The sequence below is a fragment of the Olivibacter sp. CPCC 100613 genome, from assembly GCF_036959255.1.
Lineage (GTDB): Bacteria > Bacteroidota > Bacteroidia > Sphingobacteriales > Sphingobacteriaceae > Olivibacter.
Genome location: NZ_JAWMTI010000008.1, coordinates 146,350 through 171,304, shown reverse-complemented (window position 1 = coordinate 171,304; position 24,955 = coordinate 146,350). Strand labels below are relative to the sequence as shown.

At 39.1% G+C, this 24,955-nt stretch carries 19 protein-coding genes; 15 read left to right on the top strand and 4 right to left on the bottom strand.

Translation table 11 applies throughout. The features are described 5' to 3' along the window. The first annotated feature begins 456 nt into the window (after window positions 1-456). From RYH73_RS21185 to RYH73_RS21175, 3 genes are all read left to right on the top strand, one after another. Window positions 457-2,946: a penicillin acylase family protein gene (locus RYH73_RS21185; protein WP_335315485.1), complete on the top strand. Its 2,490-nt coding sequence runs from the start codon at window positions 457-459 to the stop codon at window positions 2,944-2,946. 174 nt (window positions 2,947-3,120) lie between these two features. After that, window positions 3,121-3,465, top strand: a complete 345-nt coding sequence (locus RYH73_RS21180) for a hypothetical protein (RefSeq protein ID WP_335315484.1) — start codon at window positions 3,121-3,123, stop codon at window positions 3,463-3,465. Window positions 3,466-3,495: 30 nt separating this feature from the next. Beyond that, complete coding sequence (locus RYH73_RS21175) at window positions 3,496-4,479, top strand: LuxE/PaaK family acyltransferase (RefSeq protein WP_335315483.1); 984 nt, start codon at window positions 3,496-3,498, stop codon at window positions 4,477-4,479. Window positions 4,480-4,550: 71 nt separating this feature from the next. Here RYH73_RS21175 and tyrS read toward each other — a convergent pair whose 3' ends face one another. Then, entirely contained in the window at window positions 4,551-5,843 is a 1,293-nt protein-coding gene (gene tyrS / locus RYH73_RS21170; RefSeq protein ID WP_335315482.1) for a tyrosine--tRNA ligase, read from the bottom strand. Between the two features lie 266 nt (window positions 5,844-6,109). Here tyrS and RYH73_RS21165 point away from each other — a divergent pair, with 266 nt between their 5' ends. Further along, on the top strand, window positions 6,110-6,796 hold the full coding sequence (locus tag RYH73_RS21165) for a hypothetical protein (RefSeq protein WP_335315481.1): 687 nt from the start codon (window positions 6,110-6,112) through the stop codon (window positions 6,794-6,796). 112 nt (window positions 6,797-6,908) lie between these two features. Then, a complete protein-coding gene (locus tag RYH73_RS21160) occupies window positions 6,909-8,603 on the top strand; it encodes an amino acid permease (protein WP_335315480.1) in 1,695 nt (564 codons plus the stop codon). An 87-nt stretch (window positions 8,604-8,690) separates the two neighbouring features. On the opposite strand, the gene RYH73_RS21155 is transcribed toward RYH73_RS21160, so the two are convergent. Then, window positions 8,691-10,637: a KUP/HAK/KT family potassium transporter gene (locus RYH73_RS21155; protein ID WP_335315479.1), complete on the bottom strand. Its 1,947-nt coding sequence runs from the start codon at window positions 10,635-10,637 to the stop codon at window positions 8,691-8,693. 317 nt (window positions 10,638-10,954) lie between these two features. Between RYH73_RS21155 and RYH73_RS21150 the strand changes: the two genes are divergently transcribed. The 10 genes from RYH73_RS21150 to RYH73_RS21105 all read left to right on the top strand — a co-directional run bounded on the left by RYH73_RS21150 (window position 10,955) and on the right by RYH73_RS21105 (window position 19,678). After that, the gene (locus tag RYH73_RS21150) at window positions 10,955-11,410 is read left to right on the top strand and encodes a T9SS type A sorting domain-containing protein (protein ID WP_335315478.1); all 456 of its coding nucleotides are present in this window, start codon (window positions 10,955-10,957) and stop codon (window positions 11,408-11,410) included. A 300-nt stretch (window positions 11,411-11,710) separates the two neighbouring features. Continuing rightward, window positions 11,711-12,322: a fumarylacetoacetate hydrolase family protein gene (locus RYH73_RS21145; RefSeq protein WP_335315477.1), complete on the top strand. Its 612-nt coding sequence runs from the start codon at window positions 11,711-11,713 to the stop codon at window positions 12,320-12,322. An 8-nt stretch (window positions 12,323-12,330) separates the two neighbouring features. Continuing rightward, complete coding sequence (locus tag RYH73_RS21140; RefSeq protein ID WP_335315476.1) at window positions 12,331-14,046, top strand: M23 family metallopeptidase; 1,716 nt, start codon at window positions 12,331-12,333, stop codon at window positions 14,044-14,046. 37 nt (window positions 14,047-14,083) lie between these two features. Next, window positions 14,084-14,551, top strand: coding sequence for a thioredoxin-dependent thiol peroxidase (gene bcp / locus RYH73_RS21135; protein ID WP_335315475.1), 468 nt, complete (start codon window positions 14,084-14,086; stop codon window positions 14,549-14,551). 164 nt (window positions 14,552-14,715) lie between these two features. Further along, complete coding sequence (locus RYH73_RS21130; RefSeq protein WP_335315474.1) at window positions 14,716-15,561, top strand: transketolase; 846 nt, start codon at window positions 14,716-14,718, stop codon at window positions 15,559-15,561. Window positions 15,562-15,601: 40 nt separating this feature from the next. After that, window positions 15,602-16,555 (top strand): transketolase family protein, encoded by a 954-nt coding sequence (locus tag RYH73_RS21125; RefSeq protein ID WP_335315473.1) that lies wholly within the window; start codon window positions 15,602-15,604, stop codon window positions 16,553-16,555. Window positions 16,556-16,621: 66 nt separating this feature from the next. After that, window positions 16,622-17,167: an RNA polymerase sigma factor gene (locus RYH73_RS21120; RefSeq protein ID WP_335315472.1), complete on the top strand. Its 546-nt coding sequence runs from the start codon at window positions 16,622-16,624 to the stop codon at window positions 17,165-17,167. A gap of 42 nt (window positions 17,168-17,209) precedes the next feature. Next, window positions 17,210-17,902 (top strand): hypothetical protein, encoded by a 693-nt coding sequence (locus tag RYH73_RS21115; protein ID WP_335315471.1) that lies wholly within the window; start codon window positions 17,210-17,212, stop codon window positions 17,900-17,902. A gap of 6 nt (window positions 17,903-17,908) precedes the next feature. Further along, window positions 17,909-18,310 (top strand): hypothetical protein, encoded by a 402-nt coding sequence (locus RYH73_RS21110; RefSeq protein WP_335315470.1) that lies wholly within the window; start codon window positions 17,909-17,911, stop codon window positions 18,308-18,310. Window positions 18,311-18,493: 183 nt separating this feature from the next. Next, window positions 18,494-19,678, top strand: a complete 1,185-nt coding sequence (locus tag RYH73_RS21105; protein ID WP_335315469.1) for an aspartate aminotransferase family protein — start codon at window positions 18,494-18,496, stop codon at window positions 19,676-19,678. Between the two features lie 102 nt (window positions 19,679-19,780). Here RYH73_RS21105 and trxA read toward each other — a convergent pair whose 3' ends face one another. Together trxA and dnaE are read right to left on the bottom strand one after the other, a co-directional pair. After that, entirely contained in the window at window positions 19,781-20,101 is a 321-nt protein-coding gene (gene trxA / locus RYH73_RS21100) for a thioredoxin (RefSeq protein ID WP_335315468.1), read from the bottom strand. A gap of 104 nt (window positions 20,102-20,205) precedes the next feature. Next, window positions 20,206-24,681 (bottom strand): DNA polymerase III subunit alpha, encoded by a 4,476-nt coding sequence (gene dnaE / locus RYH73_RS21095; RefSeq protein ID WP_335315467.1) that lies wholly within the window; start codon window positions 24,679-24,681, stop codon window positions 20,206-20,208. Window positions 24,682-24,955 lie beyond the last annotated feature (274 nt).

The window sequence follows — 24,955 nt, the reverse complement described above, 5'->3', positions numbered from 1 at the left end:
ATTTAAATACATACATTGCTAAATAACTTTACGGGACGGATGTCGGAAAGGAAGTCATAATCTACTTTAATTTTATTGGTAAAACTTTTTTATCAAGATTCAGCAACATCTCTTCTTAGCGAAACAATACCAAATCTGTTTATATTGGCCTCTGGAAACAGTATCTATACGTACGAAAACGTTCCCGAAGAGTGCGGTAAAAATAAAGCTATTCTTAAGAATTACAAAGTAATTTTTAAAATCCGATCATTCGTTCTCCAAGGCGAGTTCAGCTTTCGAAGCAAAACGGATTTTAACAAGAGTTTTAGCTAGAATTAACGGGGCAAAATCCTATTATCACGCCTTCTCACCAGTCTTACTTTTTTCTTTCTCTTAAAAGCCTTTGTATAAAGCCGTGTTTTTATTATTTTTATAACGTAACCTATTTACAGCTGTTCATTATATATCCAGTATACTATGAAGTTAAAAGCAGTTCTAACTATTTTCCTTTGTGTCGGTTTAGCTATTGCATTAAATAAGAAAATTGGAGATATACCACCCCTTGGAAAATTCTTAAACCCTTTTAATGGCTTTTGGCAAAATGCAGATCCCATTTCTTCCGAAACAGATCATTCCCTTACCGTAAAAGGAATTAAAAGCACGGTCGAGATTTTTTATGATGATCAACATATTCCTCATATCATTGCCAAGGATGATTATGACTTATATTTTGCACAAGGGTATATCACTGCGAAAGATCGACTTTGGCAAATGGATTTTCAAACGCGATATGCGAGTGGCAGACTTGCAGAGGTTGTTGGTTCCAAAGCAATTCCCTTAGATCGATACCAAAGAAGAATGGGAATGATGTTCGGCGCAGAAAAAATGCTTGCGGAAAGCATGAAGGATCCTATTAGCAAACTGATTCTCGAAGCATATGCAGATGGTGTAAATGCTTATATAGCTAGCCTTTCTCCAACAGATTATCCCTTGGAATTCAAATTATTAGATTATGAACCCGAACTTTGGCGGCCAATAAACTCTGCGTTGCTATTAAAATTAATGTCAGCTACACTCGCTGGCAGTACGGATGAGCTCTATATGACCAATATTCTTAAAACCCATGGAAAGGAAATAACGGCTAATTTATTTCCGAACTATCCATTTAGAGAGGATCCCATTATTCCTACGGGAACGCCTTGGTCTTTTGAAACCATAACAGGAGCAAAAAGGGAGAAGACAGGTTCATTACACCCGAAAAAATCCGAGTCATCTTTGTCTTCAATACCCTTAGTTGACCAAAACAGTTTGTTAACAGGGAACAAAGAAGAAGGTCTGGGAAGTAATAACTGGGCCATATCTTCGACAAGAAGTAATACGGGGCATCCCATACTGGCAAACGATCCGCATCTTAGTCTTACCTTGCCCAGTATCTGGTATCAAGTGCAGCTTCAAGGTCCCAACAGCAACAGCTGCGGTGTTTCCATTCCTGGCGCTCCTTGTGTAATTATCGGCTTTAATCAGCATATTGCATGGGGTGTGACCAACGTGGGCTCGGATGTATTAGATTGGTATCAGATTACATTTAAGGATGAAAAAAAGGATCTTTACTTGGTTGACAACCAATGGAAAAAGACGATCAAAAGAATAGAAAAAATAAATGTGAGATCCGGTTCCGCTGTATTTGATACCGTTTACTATACGCATCATGGTCCTATCAGTGTAATGGAAAAATCCGGAGATGGCCAACGTAGTTTAACAAATAATATACCGATAGATGCGGCCTTAAAATGGGTGGCTCATTTACCATCCAATGATTTACGGACTTTTTACGAGCTGAATAGCGCGAAAAATTATGAGGAGTATAGGAAAGCATTAACGTTTTTCACAGCTCCTGCTCAGAATTTTATTTTCGCTGATAATCAGGATAACATTGCTATTACTCCAAACGGTTATTTCCCCTTAAAAGCGCCGGAACATGGTAAATTTATACTCGATGGAAAATACAGCAAAAACGACTGGTCGAATCGGATTCCTGCAGAACAGAATCCAAGTGTCAAAAATCCTTCGCGCGGTTTTGTCAGCTCAGCCAATCAATCGCCTGTTGATCAAAGTTATCCTTACTATTTAAATTGGGAGTATGCACCTTACGACCGTGGACATCGAATAAATGAGCGTTTAGCTAAGCTGGAACATGCGACAGTAGACTCCCTCCGACTGATTCAACTTGATAATAGAAGTATTTTGGCGGACGATATTTTAGATACCATAATATCCGCCACGGATGGTGCTAAGAATTTAAATGACACTGATCGAAAAGCGCTTACTTTATTGAGAAAATGGAATCATCACTACGATGCAAATTCGATAGAAGCAACTATTTTTGAACAGTGGTATCAGTGCATCGAAAACGAATTATGGGGTGAGCAGTTTACTAAAAATAAAACATCGGAAAAAATGCGTTACCCTAATCGCGATCGTACTGTTGCACTCTTGCTCGATGAGCCGAACTCAATTTGGTATGGCGAGAAAAAACCAGGCGAACTAAATCCACGGAGTAGGCTGTTAGCTCGGGCGCTTCATAAAACCATACAGCAGTTAACAAAAAAAAATGGCCCCTTTGGTGAAAATTGGAAATGGGGCATGGTAAATGAACGTCGCGTTCTTCATTTAGCAAGTATAAATGGATTGGGATCATTTAAATTCCCTGTAAACGGTTCGGGTAGAACAATCAATGCGATCAGAGAAAAAAGTGGTCCATCCTGGAGAATGGTTGTGGCGCTAGGAAATCCTCCTAAAGCTTATGGTATATTACCGGGAGGTTCATCCGGTAATCCAGGTAGCATTTATTACGACAATCAACTAAAGGGTTGGCTTAAAGGAGAGCTCAAAGAACTTCTGTTTCTAATGGATAAAAAAAGTGACGTGCAAAATAGAATTGTAAGCAAAATAACGCTTACTAAGTAGCGTTTTTAGGGTGATGTCGACACAGATGTCCTTATTGATTTACTAGAAACCTGTATGAGTAGGGTAAAAACCATAAATAAATAGGCTATGATGGAACCATCATGCTGTATTCAAACCAGACAGGATATGAATAAAGCTGATCGCCTCATCGCCTTTAAAGAATAATTTATTAAGATGAAAATGTTTATTGTACTTTCCATAACCATCTTTATGGTTCAGCTATTATCACCCTGGTGGATTATTATCCCCATTTCCATTATAATATCGTACCTTTTTAATAAAAAACCTGGAAGGGCCTTCTTTATTTGCTTTACTGCGGCTTTTTGCGTTTGGACTTTATACAGTCTATACCTGAGTCATTTAAATGAACATTTATTAGCTAATCGTATCGGTATATTATTGGGATTACCTGAAAGCCCGCTTAATTGGATTTGGATGGTCCTAATAAGTGGAGTGCCGGGCGGACTTGTGGCGGGTTTGGCAGGTCTCTCCGGGCAATACATAAAGAAAGCATTTTAATATTTTCGCGTATCTTTGTGCCAATTAGATATGTTGAACATCGAAAAAAGCGCAATTTTTGACATCAGCTCATCGGAACAGTTTGAGCAACTCGCCTTGCAAGTTTTTAAAAAGCAAGCAAGTGAAAATCCTATATATAAGGACTACTTGCTTTATCTTCATTGTGACGTCACCGCCATTTCTTCTATAATAGAAATTCCTTTTTTACCCATTGAGTTCTTTAAAACGAGAGAAGTAATACTCGAAGGGCAAGTGAGTGAGCTTGTTTTTTCAAGCTCCGGAACAACCGGCATGCAGCAAAGCAGACATTTGGTAAGCGACTTAGCTTTCTATGAAGCGAGCTTCAGAAAGGCTTTTAATCATTTCTATGGCGATACAAGAAATACGGCTTTATTGGCTCTTCTTCCCTCCTATTTAGAACGTGAAGGATCTTCGCTGATCTATATGGTTGACGATCTTATTAAGAATGCCAATCCACAGTATAGCGGTTATTTCTTGTATGATCATTTAGCATTGTACAAACGCCTGAATGAGTTGCAGAAGGCTGGAATTCCCACTATACTCATTGGCGTCACCTATGCTTTACTCGATTTTGTTGAAAACTACAAAATATCTTTTAAAGAACTCGTCGTTATGGAGACAGGTGGGATGAAGGGTAAACGAAAGGAGATGATAAGAAATGAACTGCATAACATTCTGTGTACTGGTTTTGGTGTAGATGCAATACATTCAGAATATGGAATGACAGAACTGCTGTCACAGGCCTACTCCAAAGGAAACGGTGTTTTCTCCTGTCCCCCTTGGATGAAAGTATTTGTTAGAGACGTAAATGATCCGCTTACTATATTACCGCACGGATTGACAGGTGGTGTAAATATAATTGATTTAGCGAATCTTAATAGTTGTTCTTTTATTGCTACCCAGGATCTTGGAAGAGTATCGAACGATCATTTTGAGATATTGGGACGCTTCGATCAAAGCGATATTCGTGGTTGTAATTTATTAGTGCAGTAATCTTTTCTTTACTTATGATTCGTTATTGGTTGTCAGTTGACTGACAACCAATAACGAATAACCAATAATAATTACTGCGCAATTAACAAAAAGTAGTTCTTTTTACCTTTTTGTGCAATTATATACCTATTGTTAACCAAGTCTGTAAGACTCACCTGTTGATCAACTGTTCCTACCTTCACCCTGTTGATCGAGACTCCACCCCCTTGTATCATTTTGCGTGCTTCACCTTTGGATGAGAACACAGAAGCATAAGTAGACAATAGATCAACAACATTAATTCCCCCTCTCAGTTCATCCTTTCGAATCACTGATTGCGGTACACCGTCGAAAACATCTAAGACATCCGAGTCGTCCATGTCATTCAAAAATTCTAACGAGCCACTTCCAAATAAAAATTCAGAGGTTTTAAGTGCTGTCTGATAAGCAGCTTCTGAGTGAGTTCGTATAGTAATCTCTTCTGCCAAGGCTTTCTGGACAATTCGTAAATGCGGCGCCGTATCATGTTCAGCAAGGATCGAATCAATTTCAGCTTTGTCTTTAAGTGTAAAAATTTTGATCCAATTCTTTGCATCCTCATCACTCGCATTGAGCCAAAACTGATAATATTTGTAAGGTGATGTCTTTTTGGGATCCAGCCATACCGCACCACTTTCAGTTTTACCGAATTTCGTACCGTCCGTCTTTTTTATTAACTGCGTCGTTAAACCAAAAGCCGTTCCCCCCTCTTGCCTTCTGATAAACTCTGAACCTGTTACGATATTGCCCCATTGATCCGATCCACCCATTTGGATCAAACAATTTTTATGTTTCCATAAATAATAAAAGTCGTATCCTTGAATAAGTTGATAGGAAAATTCGGTAAATGACAGCCCATTTTCACCTTCCAGACGCTTTTTTACTGAATCTTTTGCCATCATGTAGTTAACAGTAATCAGCTTTCCTACATCGCGGATAAAATCCAAAAATTTGAAATCTTTGAACCAATCATAGTTGTTCACCATGAGGGCCCCATTACCTTTATTCCCCTGATTGTCAAAATTTAGGAACTTCCTTAACTGTTTCTCTAAACAGGAAACATTATAACGAAGCGTTTCCTCGTCCAAGAGATTCCTTTCTGCAGATTTAAAGGACGGATCACCGATCATACCGGTTGCGCCACCAACCAACGCGATCGGTCTATGTCCGGCTCGCTGGAAATGGATAAGTGTCATGATTTGTGTCAAGTGACCTACATGTAGCGAATCACCTGTTGGATCAAAACCAATATAACCAGAGGTTGCCCCTTTTTCCAATTGTTCTTCCGTTCCAGGCATCATATCCTGTAACATACCTCGCCAACGCAGCTCGTCAACAAAATTCATCTTTTCGTATCTATTTGTTTAAATGTCTATTTACCCAATGAAAATGTGCAAACTTAGCATTATTTTTTTATGGATGTAACTTTTTCTCCATTTCCTAAAGGATAAATATCTAAAAAATTGTAGCACCATCTTTATTAAATGAAAGTTTTTAAAGACATTGGATACGTAGAAACGAAGGATTTGAAAACCGGCATAAAAAATGTATCTTCACAAGAGATTGCACAACAACTGAATTGGAGGAAGATGAGGACTTTAAATTGCGTAATATGAATTTCCTATCTCATTTTTATTTTGAAAGAAAAGCAAATGACCCTTATCGCACACTTGGATCGGTGCTGCCTGATCTTTTGCGAAATATGGATAGGGATATCCGAATCTTTCCTGAAAAGAACGTCTCGTTATTTATTGATGATCAACATACTTCGCGAATATTAAAAGGTTGGTGTCGACACTTAGCCACCGATCAGTTCTTTCATAATAATGTATTCTTTCTGGAAAAAACCAGGCAATTAAAAGCTTATCTGTCTCCAGTTGTCATAAATACCCCCATTCGCGCTTCCTTTCTTTCGCACATTGCGCTCGAACTCCTTCTAGATCGCCTACTTTTAAAAGACAGTTGGCTGCATGAGAATGATTTCTACGGACAATTACAAGACGTAGATCCCCAAAGTTTAGCTACCTTTTTAAAACTCGCAGGATTACAGGATACAGCGCGCTTTCTTACTTACTTTGCAGCTTTTGTTAGCGACCGATACCTAGGAACTTACCGCGAAATGGCGAAAGTAACCTATGCTTTAGATCAAATTTGCAAAAGATTTTGGCCGCAGGGTTTAAGTCAAGATAAAAAACTTAAATTAACAGACGCTTTAAACGTATATGAAGCTGAGTTAGCCTACAATTACAAAGTAATTTTCAATGAAATTGCTGATTATCTAGGAAAATACTACAACTAAATAAGTAGTGGGACTGAAAGCTCCTTTATTTAGTATCTATAACAGAGGAGTAAAATATTTTTTTTATGTTTGGGCCTTAATTTCAACAGCTATTTAATCAAGCAAGCATCATATGGCTCATAAACTCTTCCGCAAAAAAACCGTTGAGCAAATTCAAAAAGACACTTATCACCAAGGAGGCGGAGGCTTAGCGAAAGTTTTAGGTGTTAAAGATTTAGTTTCGCTTGGTATTGCAGCTATTGTCGGTGCAGGTATTTTCAGTACAATTGGGCTAGCAAGTTATAATGGAGGCCCGGCAGTGTCACTCCTATTTGTTTTTACAGCAATCGCATGTGTATTTACCGCTCTTTCCTATGCGCAATTTGCAAGCACCGTTCCTGTATCGGGAAGCGCTTATACCTATGCTTATGTTGCGTTCGGTGAAATCTTTGCTTGGGTAATCGGATGGGCACTTATTTTAGAATATGCAGTCTCTAATATGGTTGTGGCAATATCGTGGTCCGAATACTTTGTAAGCATGCTAAAAGGCTTTGGAATTCAACTTCCCCCGTGGCTAACCACCTCTTCGGAAGGCGCTTATGAAGCATTCACAAAGCTACAACATGTCGGACCGGAAGCCCTCAGTTCATCTGAACGGATAGCGGCAACGGCATATGAACAAGCTCCACATCTAGGAGATTTTGCGTTTGTCTGTAACCTCCCCGCCGGCCTGATTACTATTTTAGTAACCTGGTTGGTTTATGTTGGCATTAAAGAATCAAGAACGGCAAGCAACATCATGGTAATTCTTAAGGTAAGTGTTGTACTTTTTGTCATTATTGGAGGTGCTTTTTATGTTAAACCAGCAAACTGGAGCCCTTTTGCACCCAACGGTATTCAGGGTATTTTAAGTGGCGTTGCAGCTGTGTTCTTCGCTTTTATCGGTTTTGATTCCATTTCAACGACAGCGGAGGAGTGTAAGAATCCACAACGAGACCTCCCTAGAGCGATGATCTATTGTCTTTTGATCTGCACTGTTTTATACGTTTTAATAACCCTCGTATTAACAGGTATGGTCAATTATAAAGAATTAAATGTTAACGACCCCTTAGCGTTCGTGTTTCAATCAACGGGATTGGACTTTATGGCTGGTGTCATTTCTATAAGTTCCGTTATCGCTATTACCAGTGCCTTATTGGTTTTTCAGTTAGGTCAACCGCGTATTTGGATGACCATGAGTAGAGATGGCCTATTGTGGAAAAAATTTGCCAGTATTCACCCGAAGTATAAAACGCCCGGATTTGCTACCATTATTGCCGGTGTGGTTGTGACCGTTCCGGCGCTATTCTTTAGGATGGATTTCTTTGTCGATTTAACAAGCGTAGGAACCTTTTTTGCTTTTATTTTGGTATGTGGCGGCGTATTATACCTGGATCATAAAGGAATATCAGCGCAATCAAAATTCCGCGTCCCGTATATCAACGGAAAATATATAGTCGGTCTTGCGCTGTTATTGACAGTCATGGGGCTCTCAATTTATGGCAAAACAATTATAAGAGAGTGGCTTGATCTTTCTACGCTGGAGATTGTCGAACATAAATCCCTTACGATCATCTTCTGGTTCACGTGGATCTTACTTGCTTTTCTTAGTTACAAACACAGCTTTTCTACTTTTCCGGTAGCTGGAATTTTGGTAAATCTTTACCTCATGACCGAGCTTGGTGCAAGCAATTGGATTATATTTGCAGCTTGGCTTGTTATTGGCTTGATCATCTATTTCGCGTATGGCTATAGAAAGTCAAAATTGAACGTTAGCCCTAAATTGTAAGCGATAAGCATTGAGTTCGCACCGCATCATGGCCCCCATTACCACGTTGGTTCTTCTTTAGTTAATGGACTCATTAATTTAATTAACCTACTGTTTCCAATAGCTTCTTTTGATATTGATCTCTTTCGTACCGGAAATGACAAGTGGTACGCGTTCGATGGTTACAAAACTAGAATCCAAACCGAAGCCTCGTTCTTCTGATAGACTAAAATGTTTCAGGAGGTTATAAGCATCCATAACAATGCGTTCCATAAAACCCAGATTATTGGATCTCGAAACCACTTTTTCGAGCACAACGAACCGAAAGTCACCAACCATGTTATATTTTTTTAGGGTCTTATACCTACTGGTTATTTCTACTTCCTGATTTTTCACCAATTCTTCCACGACCTTACGGAACAATAGACTGATCCGCTGTTCAACCCTAAAACCTAAGCGAAAATCAATTCGTATCAGTTTTCCTTTAACAAGATGATCTACTTTATATTCATTGGTATACGGTTCATCCGTAACGTCAACATGAACGAGCCAGTATACGTCAGCACGTTTTGGTTTTTTCTGAAGAATGGAATAAACAATCTTCGATTCTATTTCTGACCTAAAATTAGCGCTGGTCAAGTATACGAGCTGAGAAGCATAACGAGGTACCGTTTCGTCTTCGGTTAACTCACTCAATACCGGGTAATAATCCTCTATATCAACGTAACGAACAAAATTATTCTTTATCTTTCGGGCCCACCACCAACAGATCATGACCGCAAAAAGTACACTTGCCAAAAGTAGCGTTAGCCAACCTCCATGAACTATTTTAGCACCATTTGCTGCTAAAAAAGACAACTCGATTCCCATATAAAGTATAAAGAAAAGTCCGATCAAATACCGTGGTGTATGCTTTTTGAAAAGATAAGCCACCACTAAAATCGTCGTTGCCAAGAAGGTAGTATTAATGGCCAATCCATAGGCAGCTTCCATATTGCGCGACTCCTTAAAGATTAGAATTACGATCATACAACCTATCCACAAAAGCAAATTTACAGAAGGCACATATAGCTGGCCTTTTTGATTACTTGGATAGTTGATTTTCACCTTTGGCCAAATATTAAGTCGCACTGCCTCTGCTATCAATGTAAATGAACCGGAGATCATAGCTTGTGAGGCGATGATGGCAGCAATGGTCGCAATCGTAATACCTGCTGTTAAAAACCACTCAGGCATCAATAAATAGAAAGGATTTTGATCATTTAAATAGGCTCCCTGATGTTGTGCAAGCCAAATACCCTGACCAAAATAGTTCATTAAGAGGCAGGATTTCACGTAGATCCAACTAATCCTAACATTTGCCCTTCCACAATGTCCAAGGTCTGAATAAAGTGCCTCAGCCCCTGTAGTACAAAGGAATACAGCTCCTAAAATTAACCAAGCATTGGGATAATTGATCAACAGTTTTATAGCATAGTAAGGATTAATAGCGGCTATAATTTCTGGCATATCCACCAAATATTGTAAGCCTAAAACTCCCATCATCGTGAACCAAATAAACATCAAAGGACCAAAAACTCGCCCTACTACAGATGTCCCAAAGCGCTGGATAATAAATAAAATGGAAATAATGCCAATCACAATCGGCACCGTCGGTAAATCTTTATTGTAAATTTTTAGCCCTTCGATCGCTGAAGATACGGTAATAGGCGGTGTAATCATTCCATCGGCAAGCATGGCTGCGGCACCGATCATCGCTGGAAATATTAACCACTTAGCGCGTCTTTTCACCAAAGAAAACAGCGACAAAATCCCACCTTCCCCCTTATTATCGGCCTTTAAAGTGATAATGACATATTTTATAGTAGTTTGTAAAGTTAACGTCCAAAAAATACAGGATAAACCACCGTAAATCAATTCAGAGGTGATGACATCGTCGCCAATAATCGCTTTGAATACATATAAGGGAGAGGTTCCGATATCACCATATATCACTCCCAAACTAACCAATAATCCCGCGGTGCTTAATTTGTGTAAATCTTTTGATTTTTCCACTGATTAATTTTTCTAATTTACGAGGCAAATGTAGCCATTATATTGATAATTGAAAGCATATGTCATTTCAATCACATCAAAACAGCCTGAACGAAAAAAGTTGTTAAAAATTGTTAAAAACTATCTTTTTTTTGCTTTGTTCTAAAAATTGAAATATATTTATTATATTTTTGTAGTCGAGCTAACTGGTGAAGTGTTTTTTCGTTATTTATGATACACTTCTATCTTTTTGCAACAACTTATCCAAGTTAATACATATGGCATATAAATACTTTTCTATTATATATCTTTTCATTTTAACTGTAATCTTTACGCTAGTGAAGGTAGACACGCATGCAGCGGCTTACCACAATTTAGAAATGGATTCCGCATCAAGGAAGCAACAAACGCCGATGCAAAAGAGTCGGATTTCTGACCATAAAACTTATAAAACAAGTGACTTGCACTTTGGTTTCAAGCCTTTTTCGCCACTGATGGGGGCGCAAAAAGTTGAAGGGACAGAAAATGAAAAAGTGCTTAGCAATGTGAAGGTTTTCCCAAACCAGATCTCAGATCAGTTGAGCTTATCCTTTAAATTGAATAAAGACAGTAACGTATCCATCAAAGTGATGGATGCATTGGGAAATGAAGTAACAACATTACTTTCACAGAGGCTTTCTGCCGGTGAGCAGAATAACACCTTTAATTTAGGCAACAAACTTAATCAGGGTTTTTACTTTATACGTGTTGTTGCCGGTGCGGAGACAATCGTTAAACGAATTGAAGTGCTCTAGGTAAAAAATTACTTTTCTGATTCGAGACCATCCGCTCCCACTGGAAACGGATGGTTTTTTTATTGAAATTAATCGTCAAAAAATTCGTTCCAAAACTTTTTTGTAGTAGGTTTGGAGCTATATTTAGATAAAGAATAAAATGACTAATTGAGTTGTCGAAAGGTCTCCGGAGAATGCTTTTGGGACAAGCTGGCTTCATTGTCGTTTTGAAATAAATTAGTTGATGAAACCTGCATGAGCAATCATATGAGAATTATGCAGCTCATGCAAGCTTCATCTAGTTTTGAAATAAATTAATTGATGAAAATCATTGCAATCGGCAGAAATTATGTAGCGCACGCGCACGAACTGAACAATCCCGTACCTGAAAAACCTGTGATTTTTTTAAAACCGGATACGGCAATACTTAAGGACAATAAGGACTTCTACCTTCCGGACTTTTCCAAAGAAGTCCATCATGAAATTGAAATAGTGATTAGAATCTGCAAGGAAGGAAAGCACGTTCAACGGAAGTTTGCCGACACCTACTATGATTCCATTGGCTTGGGAATCGATTTTACCGCTCGCGACCTTCAGGCAGAGCATAAAAAAAAGGGATTACCTTGGGAGCTTGCCAAAGCTTTTGACCAATCAGCGCCCATTAGTACTTTGATTCCAAAAAATACATTTCCGGATATATATAACCTTAATTTTTGCTTAAAGAAAAACGGAAAGGAAGTTCAGGTAGGCAATACCAATAATCTAATTTTTTCCTTTGAGAGCATTATATCTTTCGTAAGCGAATACATCACACTACGCAAAGGCGATTTAATTTACACAGGAACACCCGCCGGCGTTGGCCCTGTCGCCATAGGAGACCATTTAGTGGGTTATATCGAAGACCAAAAACTACTTGATTTTTATGTAAAGTAAATTTGCAGATGAAACTTCTTTATTTCTCAATTCTATTTCTATATTTCACATTTCCGGCGAAAGCTCAGGAACCACGCGTGCAGCAAAAGCAATATCCGCAAAACTATTTTCGTCCACCGCTCGACCTAGCGCCTCAAGCAGCCGGTAGTTTCGGAGAGCTAAGAGCTAACCATTTCCATTCGGGAACCGATTATAGAACCAATCAACGAGAAGGTTATCCTGTTTATGCGGTTGCCGACGGTTTTATTTCCCGAGCGCGTGTTCAAATTGGCGGTGGTGGAAATGCACTCTATATTGATCATCCAAATGGATACACAAGCGTCTATATGCATTTACAACGCTTTAATTTAAAGATTACAGCATCAGTAAAGGAAAAGCAGTACAGCGAAAGAAAATTTGATGTTGATTTTCCTTTGGATGCCAAAGTTATTCCCGTCAAGAAGGGAGATGTTATTGCCTTCTCAGGAAACACCGGTGGCTCTGCGGGACCCCATTTACATTTTGAACTGAGAGATACCAAAACTGAACATACCATCAATGCCCAACTTTTTGGATTAACAATTCCCGATAAAGTCCCTCCTACCATCAGCGCTTTAACGGTTTATCGATTTGGAACTGATACATACGACGAAAATACCGAAAGAGAGCACATTTCAGTTTCGGGGGCAAGCGGCAACTATAAAACAACACCTGCAAAAACGATCCTTATCAACGGTCCAACGGCTTTCGGAATTGTCACTTCCGACCTTAACTCTGCATCGGCCAATAGAAATGGTGTATATTCCATTGAGCTTTTTCTGGATGGAAAAAATATTTACACAGCTGCATGGGAACACTTTTCTTTTGATAATAGTCGGGCGATTAATGCCCACATCGATTACGCATATTACATACTACATAAAAGAAGGGTACAAAAGAGTTTCGTAGAACAGGGAAACAAATTGGAGCTTTATCACCATCTAATCAATCGGGGTATTATTCATATTAAAGACAAAGAAATCCATCAACTGGTTTATAAAGTTAAAGATATCATGGGCAATGTCAGTACCCTATCCTTCGATGTAAAAAATGATCCTCAATATACGATAATTAAAAAAAATCATTCAGGAACCACTTACTTTTATTATGGACAAGAGAATCTATTTGAAAACGATCAGGTAAAGATCAACATGCCAAAAGGTTGTCTATACAGCGATTTATATTTTAAGTATGATCAAGGGCAGCGTCCAAAGGGTGCTTATTCGAACTTACAGCATATTCATAATCGAATGGTTCCAGTACATCAAGGATATAACTTGGCTATTAATGCACAGGATGTGCCGCCCCATTTACAGGCAAAGGCACTGATTGTGAATGCGCAGGGCGACTCACAGGGGGGGATTTACAAAGATGGATTTGTTAGAACGACGGCTAGAGTCTTGGGAAGTTTTTATATTACTGTAGATACTATTGCTCCTATCATTCGTTCCCTTAATCTTTCGTCCAATAAGAATATGAGCGCGTACAATAGGGTCAATTTCAAAATATCAGACAATTTATCTGGAATTCAATCTTTTGAAGGTTACATCGATAATCAATGGGTATTAATGGAATACGATTCTAAAAGCGCCTCACTCTGGCATACTTTTGAACGCAATCTTTCGAAAGGAAAGCATCGGTTCAAATTACGCGTTAAAGATTGGAAAGACAACGAAAAGGTATTTGAAGCAGATTTTGTAAAATAAGCTTCTACTATTAATCATTAACGAATAACCATAAAAAATGAAGGAACTAACGGAAGGCGATAAAGCGCCTGCTATCAAAGCCAAAAACCAAAAGGGTGAAATGGTACAATTGAAAGACTATTTGGGTAAAAAGGTGATTTTATATTTTTATCCCAAAGATAACACACCGGGCTGCACAACGGAAGCCTGTAATTTCAGAGATAATTACCAATCCCTTCTTCAAGATGGATTTGAAGTATTGGGTGTCAGCACGGACAGCGAACAATCGCATCAAAAATTTATCAGTAAGTTTGAACTCCCGTTTAATCTATTAGCTGATGAAGACAAAAAAATCGTCGAAGACTACGGGGTTTGGGTAGAAAAAAACATGTACGGAAAAAAATATATGGGAACGGCAAGAACGACATTCGTAATTGACGAAAAAGGCATTATCAAACATATTATCAAAAAAGTAGATAATAGCAATGCGTCTCAGCAGATACGTGATTTGATCGATAAAGGATGATTGGCGGATCAATTCGTATGATGGGTTCCGAAAGGTATGTCCAGGAGAAAAATCGCATAAGACCGTTTCAAAAAATATAAGTGTCAAATTAACATCTATTAAATAACCGCTAATAACTAAAATTATTTATCTTAGCATCTTAATATCGTTTAACACAAATCATAATGAGTGCAGACATAGCAAAACTTGAGAACATTGCAAAACAAGTACGTCGAGATATCGTACGCATGGTACATGGTTGCCAATCAGGTCACCCGGGAGGATCATTAGGGTGTGCCGACTTTTTTGTAGCCCTTTACTTCCATCAAATGGAACATAATCCTAGCTTCAGTTTAGATGGTATTGGAGAAGACATCTTCTTTTTGTCCAATGGACATATATCCCCTGTATTTTACAGTACCCTTGCACGTGCCGGCTATTTCGATAAAAGCGAACTGGCAACCTTCAGGAAAATTGATTCCAGGTTACAGGGACATCCAACGACACATGAGCATTTACCGGGAATACGAGTTGCTTCAGGCTCACTTGGCCAAGGACTTTCGGTGGCCATTGGTGCTTCCCGCGCTAAAAAGCTAAATGGTGATGATAAGCTTGTTTATGTACTGATGGGTGATGGAGAATTACAGGAAGGTCAAGTATGGGAAGCAGCTATGTATGCACCTCATAACAAAGTAGATAATCTCATTGCAACGATTGATTTCAATGGCCAACAAATTGACGGCCCAACCGAACGAGTGTTATCTTTAGGTAATCTAAAAGCCAAGTGGGAGGCATTCGGATGGGATGTTCTGGAAACAAAAGGTAACAATATGGCTCAACTAATCGAAACGTTATCGGAAGCTAAAAATCGTACAGGAAAAGGAAAACCAATTATGATTCTCATGCATACGGAAATGGGTTACGGTGTTGATTTCATGATGGGATCTCATAAATGGCATGGTGTTGCACCGAATGATGAACAACTTGCAGCGGCACTTGCGCAGCTTGAAGAAACTTTAGGAGATTATTAATTGACGTGACATTTGGTCATCTATTATTCAATATTACGAAATGAAGAAATATACCTATACGGACAAAAAGGATACGCGTTCAGGCTTCGGCGCAGGCTTACATGAAGTAGGCAAGAAAAACAACAATGTGGTTGCACTGTGCGCCGATTTAGTCGGTTCACTCAAAATGGATGCATTTATTAAGGACTTTCCGGAAAGATTCTTCCAAATAGGAATTGCGGAAGCAAATATGATGGGAATCGCTGCCGGTTTAACCATTGGTGGGAAGGTCCCTTATACGGGTACTTTCGCCAATTTCTCAACAGGACGAGTTTACGATCAGATTCGTCAATCGATCGCTTATTCGGGTAAAAATGTTAAAATATGTGCCTCACATGCTGGTTTAACATTGGGAGAAGATGGTGCCACCCATCAAATTTTGGAGGATATCGGTTTAATGAAAATGTTGCCCGGCATGACAGTGATCAATCCTTGCGACTATAATCAAACAAAAGCTGCAACAATAGCGATTGCTGATTATGATGGTCCTGTCTATCTGCGTTTCGGCCGCCCTGTTGTTCCCATCTTTACCGATCCTGATCAAAAATTTGAAATCGGTAAGGCTTGGATGGTAAATGAGGGGACCGACGTCACTATCATTGCAACAGGTCACTTAGTATGGGAGGCTATTCAGGCAGGGGAACAACTTGCCAGCTTAGGTATTGACGCTGAAATTATAAATATCCATACGATTAAACCTTTAGATGAAGAAGCGATCCTAAAGTCTGTGGCTAAAACCGGTTGCGTGGTAACAGCAGAAGAGCACAATCGTCTTGGGGGTTTAGGTGATAGTGTATCGCAAGTATTGGTTAAAAATAATCCGGCACCCCAGGAATACGTGGCTGTCAATGACAGTTTCGGCGAAAGCGGCACGCCTGCACAATTGATGGAAAAATATGGCCTAAATGCAGCCAATATTGTTAGTGCCGCACAAAAAGTTATCAAAAGAAAATAAATGGTTTACTTTAACAACGGAAGATCATGAGATTGCTTCCGTTGTTATTGACCATCAAAACCTCTAATGGAAGATTCAATAATAATTGAAAAATTCTCTAATGAAAGGACTCGAAATGAGGCCTTTAATTTATTGCTCAAGAAATATCAGCAGCGGATATACTGGCATGTCCGAAGGTTGGTAGTAGATCATGATGACGCCGATGATCTGGTGCAGGATATTTTTGTAAAGGTTTGGAAAAATTTGGAGAACTTTAGAGCAGATTCTCAGTTATACACATGGCTTTACCGTATTGCTACAAACGAATGTATCACTTTCTTAAATAAAAAGAAGCAATACCAAAGTGTATCTCTGGATGATGATTCTGCCTCTTATCTAGCTGACACTCTTACAACGTCAAGTTATTTTAACGGTAATCAGGCACAGTTGAAATTGCAACAAGCGTTATTGACCTTACCGGAAAAACAACGGTTGGTTTTTAATATGAAATATTTCGACGATCTAAAATATGATGAAATTTCTGAAATTCTGGGAACAAGTGTCGGTGCCTTAAAAGCATCCTACCATTTGGCCGTAAAAAAAATCGAACAATTTTTTACGGATAACGATTAAACCTTTTAGCCTAATTTTTATCTAAGAGTTACTATGAGCACTATGGACAATAAAAGTAATTATCAAGATGATTTAGCGAGTATAAAAGGAATGCTTGCTAATCCAAAGGATACACCATTTATTGTACCTAACGGTTACTTTAATACGTTAGAAACCAACATCATGAAACGTATCTCCGTTATTTCGGACACGGAGAAAAGTTTCGGAGTACCGGAGGGGTATTTTGAATCACTTAGTGAGCATATTTTTGCAAAGATAAAGAAAGAAAACTACGCGACACCGATCAATTCGTTCGATAAGACGGAACATCATCCTTTCATTAAAGTACTTAAAGAAAAAGTTTCTACACCGGGATTTACTACGCCACAAAATTATTTTGATGAATTAAGTCAAAAAATAAACCGGGAAATTGCTCCTTCCGTTGAGAAAGAGAAATCAAAAGAAATCATTTTTCCGATAAGAAGAAAGAATCGAATTTTGTCGTGGATTGGTTACGCCGCTGCTGCCTGTATTGCGATAAGTTTAGGTATTTACGGCTTTCTTCAGTATCAATCCAACACCTTTGAGCGTACATTGAAAAGCATACCGGACAGTGAAATTGTAAACTATTTGCAATACTACAGTGAGCCTGGGGATGCTGCTTTTCTTGAAGCTCAATTTGATGATGTTATTCAAATGGATAAACCCCAATTTTCAGAAGAAGATATAGAAGCCTATTTGGATTACAGTATCTAACCCGAAATGAAGAAATTATTTTTTACATACATCCTGTTGCTCGCTTCCTTCTTTTCGATAAAGGCTCAAGATCGAGACCAACAGAACCGATTTAAAGAGATTGAAGCTGCAAAAATAGCTTACGTCACGAAAGAACTTTCGTTAAGCCCAACGGACGCCGAACGCTTTTTTCCTTTATACAATCAATATCAGAAAGAAATGCGGACATTGATTCATCAACGAAGAACTAAAACGGGCAAAAAGAGAAGTGAACTAGATTACGACTCGGAGGTTCTGGCATTAAAAATGCGTTATCGGGACGCCTTTATTCCCATAATAAATGCGCAACGGACAGCGAAATTCTTCGAGGCAGAACGAGAGTTCCGCGAGCAGCTCTTACAGGAATTAAAAACAAGACGAAACGATTAAAAGATAGCTTATCACCTATACTTTTATAATATACCTACGATGCGAGTCATAGGTATATTTGTTCTATAAAAAAAAGAAATTCATTTTATATACCCATGCTGTTATATTACCATAAAATGAATTTATTTAAGTTTTGTTTTAATTCTGTACCTTCGGCTCACGGAGTGATTTGAAAGAATTTCTATGCTAAGTAATCGTCAACTTTTTTTATTGAATACAGCCCAAACTTCTACGAGCCCACGCTTAATAGAAATTGAAAAAGCAGAAGGACTTTACCTATATGGGCCCGAAGGACAAAAATATATGGACTTGGTTTCGGGTTTTGCTGTCAGTAACATTGGCCATCGACATCCGCGAGTGCTTGCTGCTATTCAGGATCAATTGGAAAGATATCTCCATGTAACTGTCTATGGAGAATTTATTCAAGCGCCACAAGTGGCTTTGGCCACTAAACTATTGGCGCAGCTTCCTTCAACATTAAACAACGTCTACTTTGTAAATTCGGGTGCCGAAGCAACCGAAGGAGCTATGAAGATCGCAAAAAAATATACGGGGCGGTCTGCATTTATTGCCGCTAGAAAAGCATATCATGGAAGCACTCAAGGCGCACTAAGCTTAATGGGAGATGAAAAATATAGGGCACCTTATGCCCCCTTGTTGCCCAATGTAACTTATATCGATTATAATGATCCCGAACAACTCGCTAAGATTACAACAGAAACGGCCGCAATAGTACTCGAAGCCGTCCAAGGTGAAGCAGGTATTCGTGTACCTGATATAGGCTATATGCAGCAACTACGAAAACGCTGTGATGAAACGGGAACGCTTCTTATATTGGACGAAATACAGACCGGTTTAGGGCGTACGGGTAAACTCTTTGCTTTTGAGCATTATTCCATCGTTCCCGATATATTATTAACAGCGAAAGGATTAGGTGGTGGTATGCCCATCGGCGCTTTTATTGCGAGACGAGAAATAATGGCCGTTATAAAAGAAAATCCAATTTTAGGACATATTACTACTTTCGGGGGGCATCCTGTTTCCTGTGCTGCGGCACTTGCATCCTTAGAAGTGATTCTGGATGAAAAACTGATGGATACCGTTGCCGAAAAACATGAAATATTCAAAACACACTTAAAACACCCAATTATAAAAGAAGTAAGAGGCATCGGCCTTATGATGTGTATTCAGCTGGCTTCTTTTAAACAGGTCGAATCGGTGTGCAAATACTGCGCACAAAATGGCCTGATGATCGATTGGTTCTTACATCATGAAACAGCCTTACGCATTTCTCCACCATTAATAATTGAAGAAAAAGAAATTATAGAGGCTTGTCGGATTATTAAGCAGGGTTTGGATAACCTATAAGGGAGTAGAATATAGCGCGGAAGGTATGTGTCGTTGCCGAATAAATTGGTTGCTGATTATTCTGTAACAATTTATGAATAATCAACAACCAACAATTAACAATTAAACCAATTGAGCTTCCAACTTACTAGCCAAAACAGACTTTGGAACTGCACCAATTTGTTTATCTACAATTTCACCGTTTTTAAAGAATAATAGGGCAGGAATATTTCTAATTCCATATTTAGTAGAAACATCAGAATTATGATCTACATTTACTTTTCCTACAACAACCTTACCATCATATTCTTTTGCTAATTCCTCAACAACGGGTCCTACCATACGGCACGGTCCGCACCATTCTGCCCAAAAATCCACCAACACAGGTTTGTCTGATTTCAAAACAACTTCATCGAAGTTGCTATCTGTGATTTCTAATGCCATTATCTTTTTATTTTATGTACTTACTAATTATTAATATGCTCGATTTGCATTACAAAGATAACTTTCAAAAGCTTTGCCAAAGTATAGTATCTGACAATCTGACACTAATTTAACTTATAACCTCTTTCACCGGTTAAAGCGCGTAAATCTTGCAAAAATTCGTTACTCAAATAAACTTTCATACCTTTCGCAGGCATTTCCAGACTTACTTTATCTTCGTAATCTAATAGTACAAACTTCAGTTGACAGTTCCTAACCTCTTGCTCCTGTTGGTTCTTTTGAATGATAAGCTGTAAATTATCTACAAATTTACTATTCAATTCGTGAAGCGGTACTTGGATACTAATTGATTTTGCCATCTTATCACGGAGCTCCGATAATAGTTGAATAGAAGTGATTTTAAACTCCCAATTATCTTGCTGCCTGAAACGCTCACTAACCGTACCCCTTATCTGAAGGAAGTAATTTTCATTCATAAATCCCTTGAACTTAACGTAATCTTCACCGAAAAGTGCCATTTCGTAAGAATCACTATAATCTTCAAAGGTCATACGCCCGTAGGGTTTACCCGTCTTGGTCATACCATGATAAACAGCCGTAACCATCCCCCCTACTACCAAATCTTTATTTTTGATTTTAGCGAATTCGGTTTTAATATCATCTACTCCATTTTCGGGGGACTCCAATCCATCTCCGTTATCAAGATCTTTACCCGCTCCGGCCTTCATTCTATCAATCAAATGAAGTTGGCTTACCTTATGTTGACAAAAATATTCCAGTTCCAAGCGATAGTCATCCATTGGATGTCCGGTGATATACATACTTACTACATTTTTCTCATGACGCAGTTTCTCCATCAAGCCCCATTCAGGACATGTTTGCAAACTAGGCTCTGGAATATCAGCATCACTGGTTCCGCCGAATAACGACATTGCCGCATTATTTTTATTATACTGATAGTCATTGGTGTATTTTATCAAACGTTCAATTCCATTTTGCGTGAAACCTTCTGGTACATGGAAAAATTGCGCCCTATTTAAACCAAAACAATCAAAAGCACCACTGTACACTAAGCTTTCATATACTTTCTTATTAATCGTACGTGGGTTACTTCGTCTTGCAAAATCGGAAATGGACAGATACTTACCCTCATCCCTATTACTGACAATCGTGTCTACCGCACCCGCTCCTACACCTTTAACCGCACCAATACCAAAGCGTATGGCTCCCTGATCGTTCACGGTGAACTTGTAGAATGACTCATTTACGTCAGGACCCAATACGGTTAAGCCCATTCGTTTACACTCCTCCATAAAGAAAGAAATCTGTTTGATATCATTCATGTTATTAGACAATACCGCCGCCATATATTCTGCTGGATAATGGGCTTTCAAATAGGCCGTCTGGTAAGCTACCCAAGCATAACACGTAGAGTGTGATTTGTTAAAAGCATAACTTGCAAAAGCCTCCCAATCTTTCCATATTTTTTCCAGTATCTTCTCGTCATGTCCTTTTTCCGCGGCCTGTTGTACAAACTTTGGCTTCATTTTATCCAATACATCACGCTGCTTTTTCCCCATAGCTTTACGCAAGACGTCTGCTTCACCTTTGGTAAAGCCGGCAAGCTTTTGTGAGAGAAGCATCACCTGCTCTTGATAAACAGTGATGCCATAGGTTTCTTTTAAATATTCTTCACAGGCTTCTAAATCGTAAGCGATTGGTTCTTCTCCATTCTTCCGTCTAACAAAGCTGGGAATATATTCTAAGGGGCCTGGTCTGTAAAGAGCGTTCATAGCAATCAGATCTCCAAAAACGGTCGGCTTCAACTCCTTCATATACTTCTGCATACCGGGTGATTCGTATTGGAAGATACCTACCGTTTCACCACGTTGGAAAAGCTCGTAAGTCTTCACATCATCGATTGGGAAAAAGTCGGGGTTTAATTCAATACCTTTGGTATGTTTAACCAGACTCACCGTATCCTTAATCAAGGTCAAGGTCTTAAGGCCAAGAAAGTCCATTTTTAACAAGCCCGCGCTTTCTACCACCGAGTTGTCAAACTGGGTTACATAAAGTTCGGAATCCTTTGCTGTTGAAACCGGTACGAAATTCGTGATATCGTCAGGGGTAATAATCACACCACAAGCATGTATCCCTGTATTTCTCACCGATCCTTCCAATGCTTTTGCCTGCCGAATCGTTTCAGCACCAAGATCATTACCATTTGCCAAATTGATCAATTCTCGAACACTTTCCAGTTCTTCTGTTCTCAGCGCACTTTTAAGTGCCTGTGCATCCATATTAAACAGCTTGTTAAGCTTTAAGTTAGGCACCAATTTAGCAATTTTATCCGCCTCAAAAAGGGGAAGATCTAATACGCGTGCCGTATCCCGGATCGAAGATTTTGCGGCCATGGTTCCATAAGTAATGATCTGTGCCACCTGATTGGCTCCATACTTATTTATCACATAATCCATAACACGACCTCTGCCTTCATCATCAAAGTCAATATCAATATCCGGCATCGAAACACGGTCGGGATTCAGAAAACGCTCAAAAAGCAAATCATATGCAATGGGATCAATATTGGTAATCCCTAAACAATAGGCTACAGCTGATCCAGCAGCCGAGCCACGGCCCGGCCCTACTGACACCCCAATGTCTCGAGCTGCCGCAATAAAATCCTGCACAATAAGGAAGTACCCTGGATAACCGGTTTTTTCAATCGTTTGCAATTCAAAATCAAGTCGCTCCCTGATTTCCGACGTAATCTCCGTGTAGCGCTTAGCAGCACCTACGTAAGTTAGGTGGCGGAGGTATTTATTTTCACCTCGCTTGCCGCCATCTTGTTTATCTTCTTCTACCTGAAACTCTTCCGGAATATCAAATTTCGGCAGCAATACATTACGGTAAAGCGAATAAACCTCGATCTTGTCGACAATCTCTTGTATGTTCGCAATCGCTTCCGGGATGTCAGTGAAAAGTTTTTTCATTTCTTCACCCGACTTGAAGTAGTAATCTTCATTGGGCAATCCATAACGGAATCCTCTTCCACGACCTTTTGGAGTAGCTAATTTTTCAGCATCACGCACACATAAAAGAATGTCATGTGAATGTGCATCTTCTTTGTTTATATAATACGTATTATTGGTTGCAATAAGTTTAACCTCATGCTTTCTCGCCAGCTCAATTAAGCTCGTATTTACCCGATTCTCATCCTCTTGATCATGTCGCATTAATTCAACGTAAAAGTCTTCACCAAACGCTTCCTTCCACCATAGTAAGGCCTCCTCTGCTTGATTTTCACCCATATTAAGCAACTTATTTGGTATTTCACCATATAAGTTACCTGATAAGACAATAATATTTTCTTTGTATTGTTCAATGATTTTTCGATCAATACGAGGCACATAGTAAAAACCATCCGTGTAAGCTAAGGATGACATCTTTGCCAGATTATGATAGCCCGCTTTGTTTTTTGCCAACATAACCACCTGATAACCGTTATCTTTTCTGGTTTTATCTTTATGATCTTCACAAACGAAAAACTCACAACCGACGATCGGCTTAATGATAGTCTCTGTAGGTTCTTCTCCGTTTTCGATCGCTGCCTTGTTCTTCGCTTCAGCGGCCTTATTATGGTTCAGCACATTGCTGACAAAATGAAAAGCACCCATCATATTCGCATGATCGGTAATAGCTACAGCGGGCATTTTATGCTTGGCTGCTGCTTTTACTAAATCGGAAACGGAAATGGTCGATTGTAAAATAGAAAATTGGGTATGGTTATGCAAATGTACATAATCAACTTCCTTGAGCTCCTCCCTGTTTGCATCCAGATCTTTTTGAGAAATACTATCCTGCTCCGTTTTTAATTGTTGCCTAATCGCATCAGAAGCAGCTTTCAGATTAACATGCTGCAAACCGACTGCAGCAATTGGATCTGGATTATTCGTTCGAAAAACCTCAAAATAGTCTTCTTGAACCTGTAGTTCGGCCGCCGTAAAGATATTTTTCTTGATAAGCTCTAAAAAACAACGTGTCGTTGCTTCAACATCGGCAGTTGCATTATGCGCCTCTGCAAAAGGTACACCAAATAGATAGGCATGTAATTCGGTAAGATTGGGGAGTTTAAATTTTCCACCCCTACCGCCTGGTAATTGCAATAAATTTGCCGTAACTTCTGTACAGGTATCCAACACCGCCTTCTCTCCCATGGTTGTGGCTATTCCCATACGGTGAAACTCGCAGCCCATAATATTGACATCGAAACCAATATTCTGCCCGACAATAAACTTAGCTTTGCTCAAAGCGATATTGAATTTTTCCAATACCTCTACCAAAGCAATCCCCTGTTCCGCTGCTAACTCCGTTGAAATCCCGTGAATTCGTTCCGCATCATAAGGAATATTGAAACCATCCGGCTTGACAAGGTAGTCTTGGTGCTCAATCAAACGTCCCATATCATCATGCAATTGCCAAGCTATTTGTATACAGCGCGGCCAATTATCGGTGTCCGTGATAGGCGCATCCCAACGTTTTGGTAAACCTGTTGTTTCAGTATCAAAAATTAAGTACATAGCTATTATATGGATTGAGCAATAAGATAGGCAAAACTACAGAATTTTGGACGGATCCCCTCACCCCACTTCATAAAAGTATCCACATATGTCAGAAATTATGTCACGGAGAAAGCAAGTTTGTTCCGTTATCACTGGTTCTGTTCAGACGCTAAGAAATTAAAAAAGAATGAAGCAGTATCTCATACGACTACATGCTTTAAAAGTTGTTTTGCCTTTATTCCTTACGCTCATTCTGCTCACTTTTTTATACTAAGATAAACATAGGAGTCTT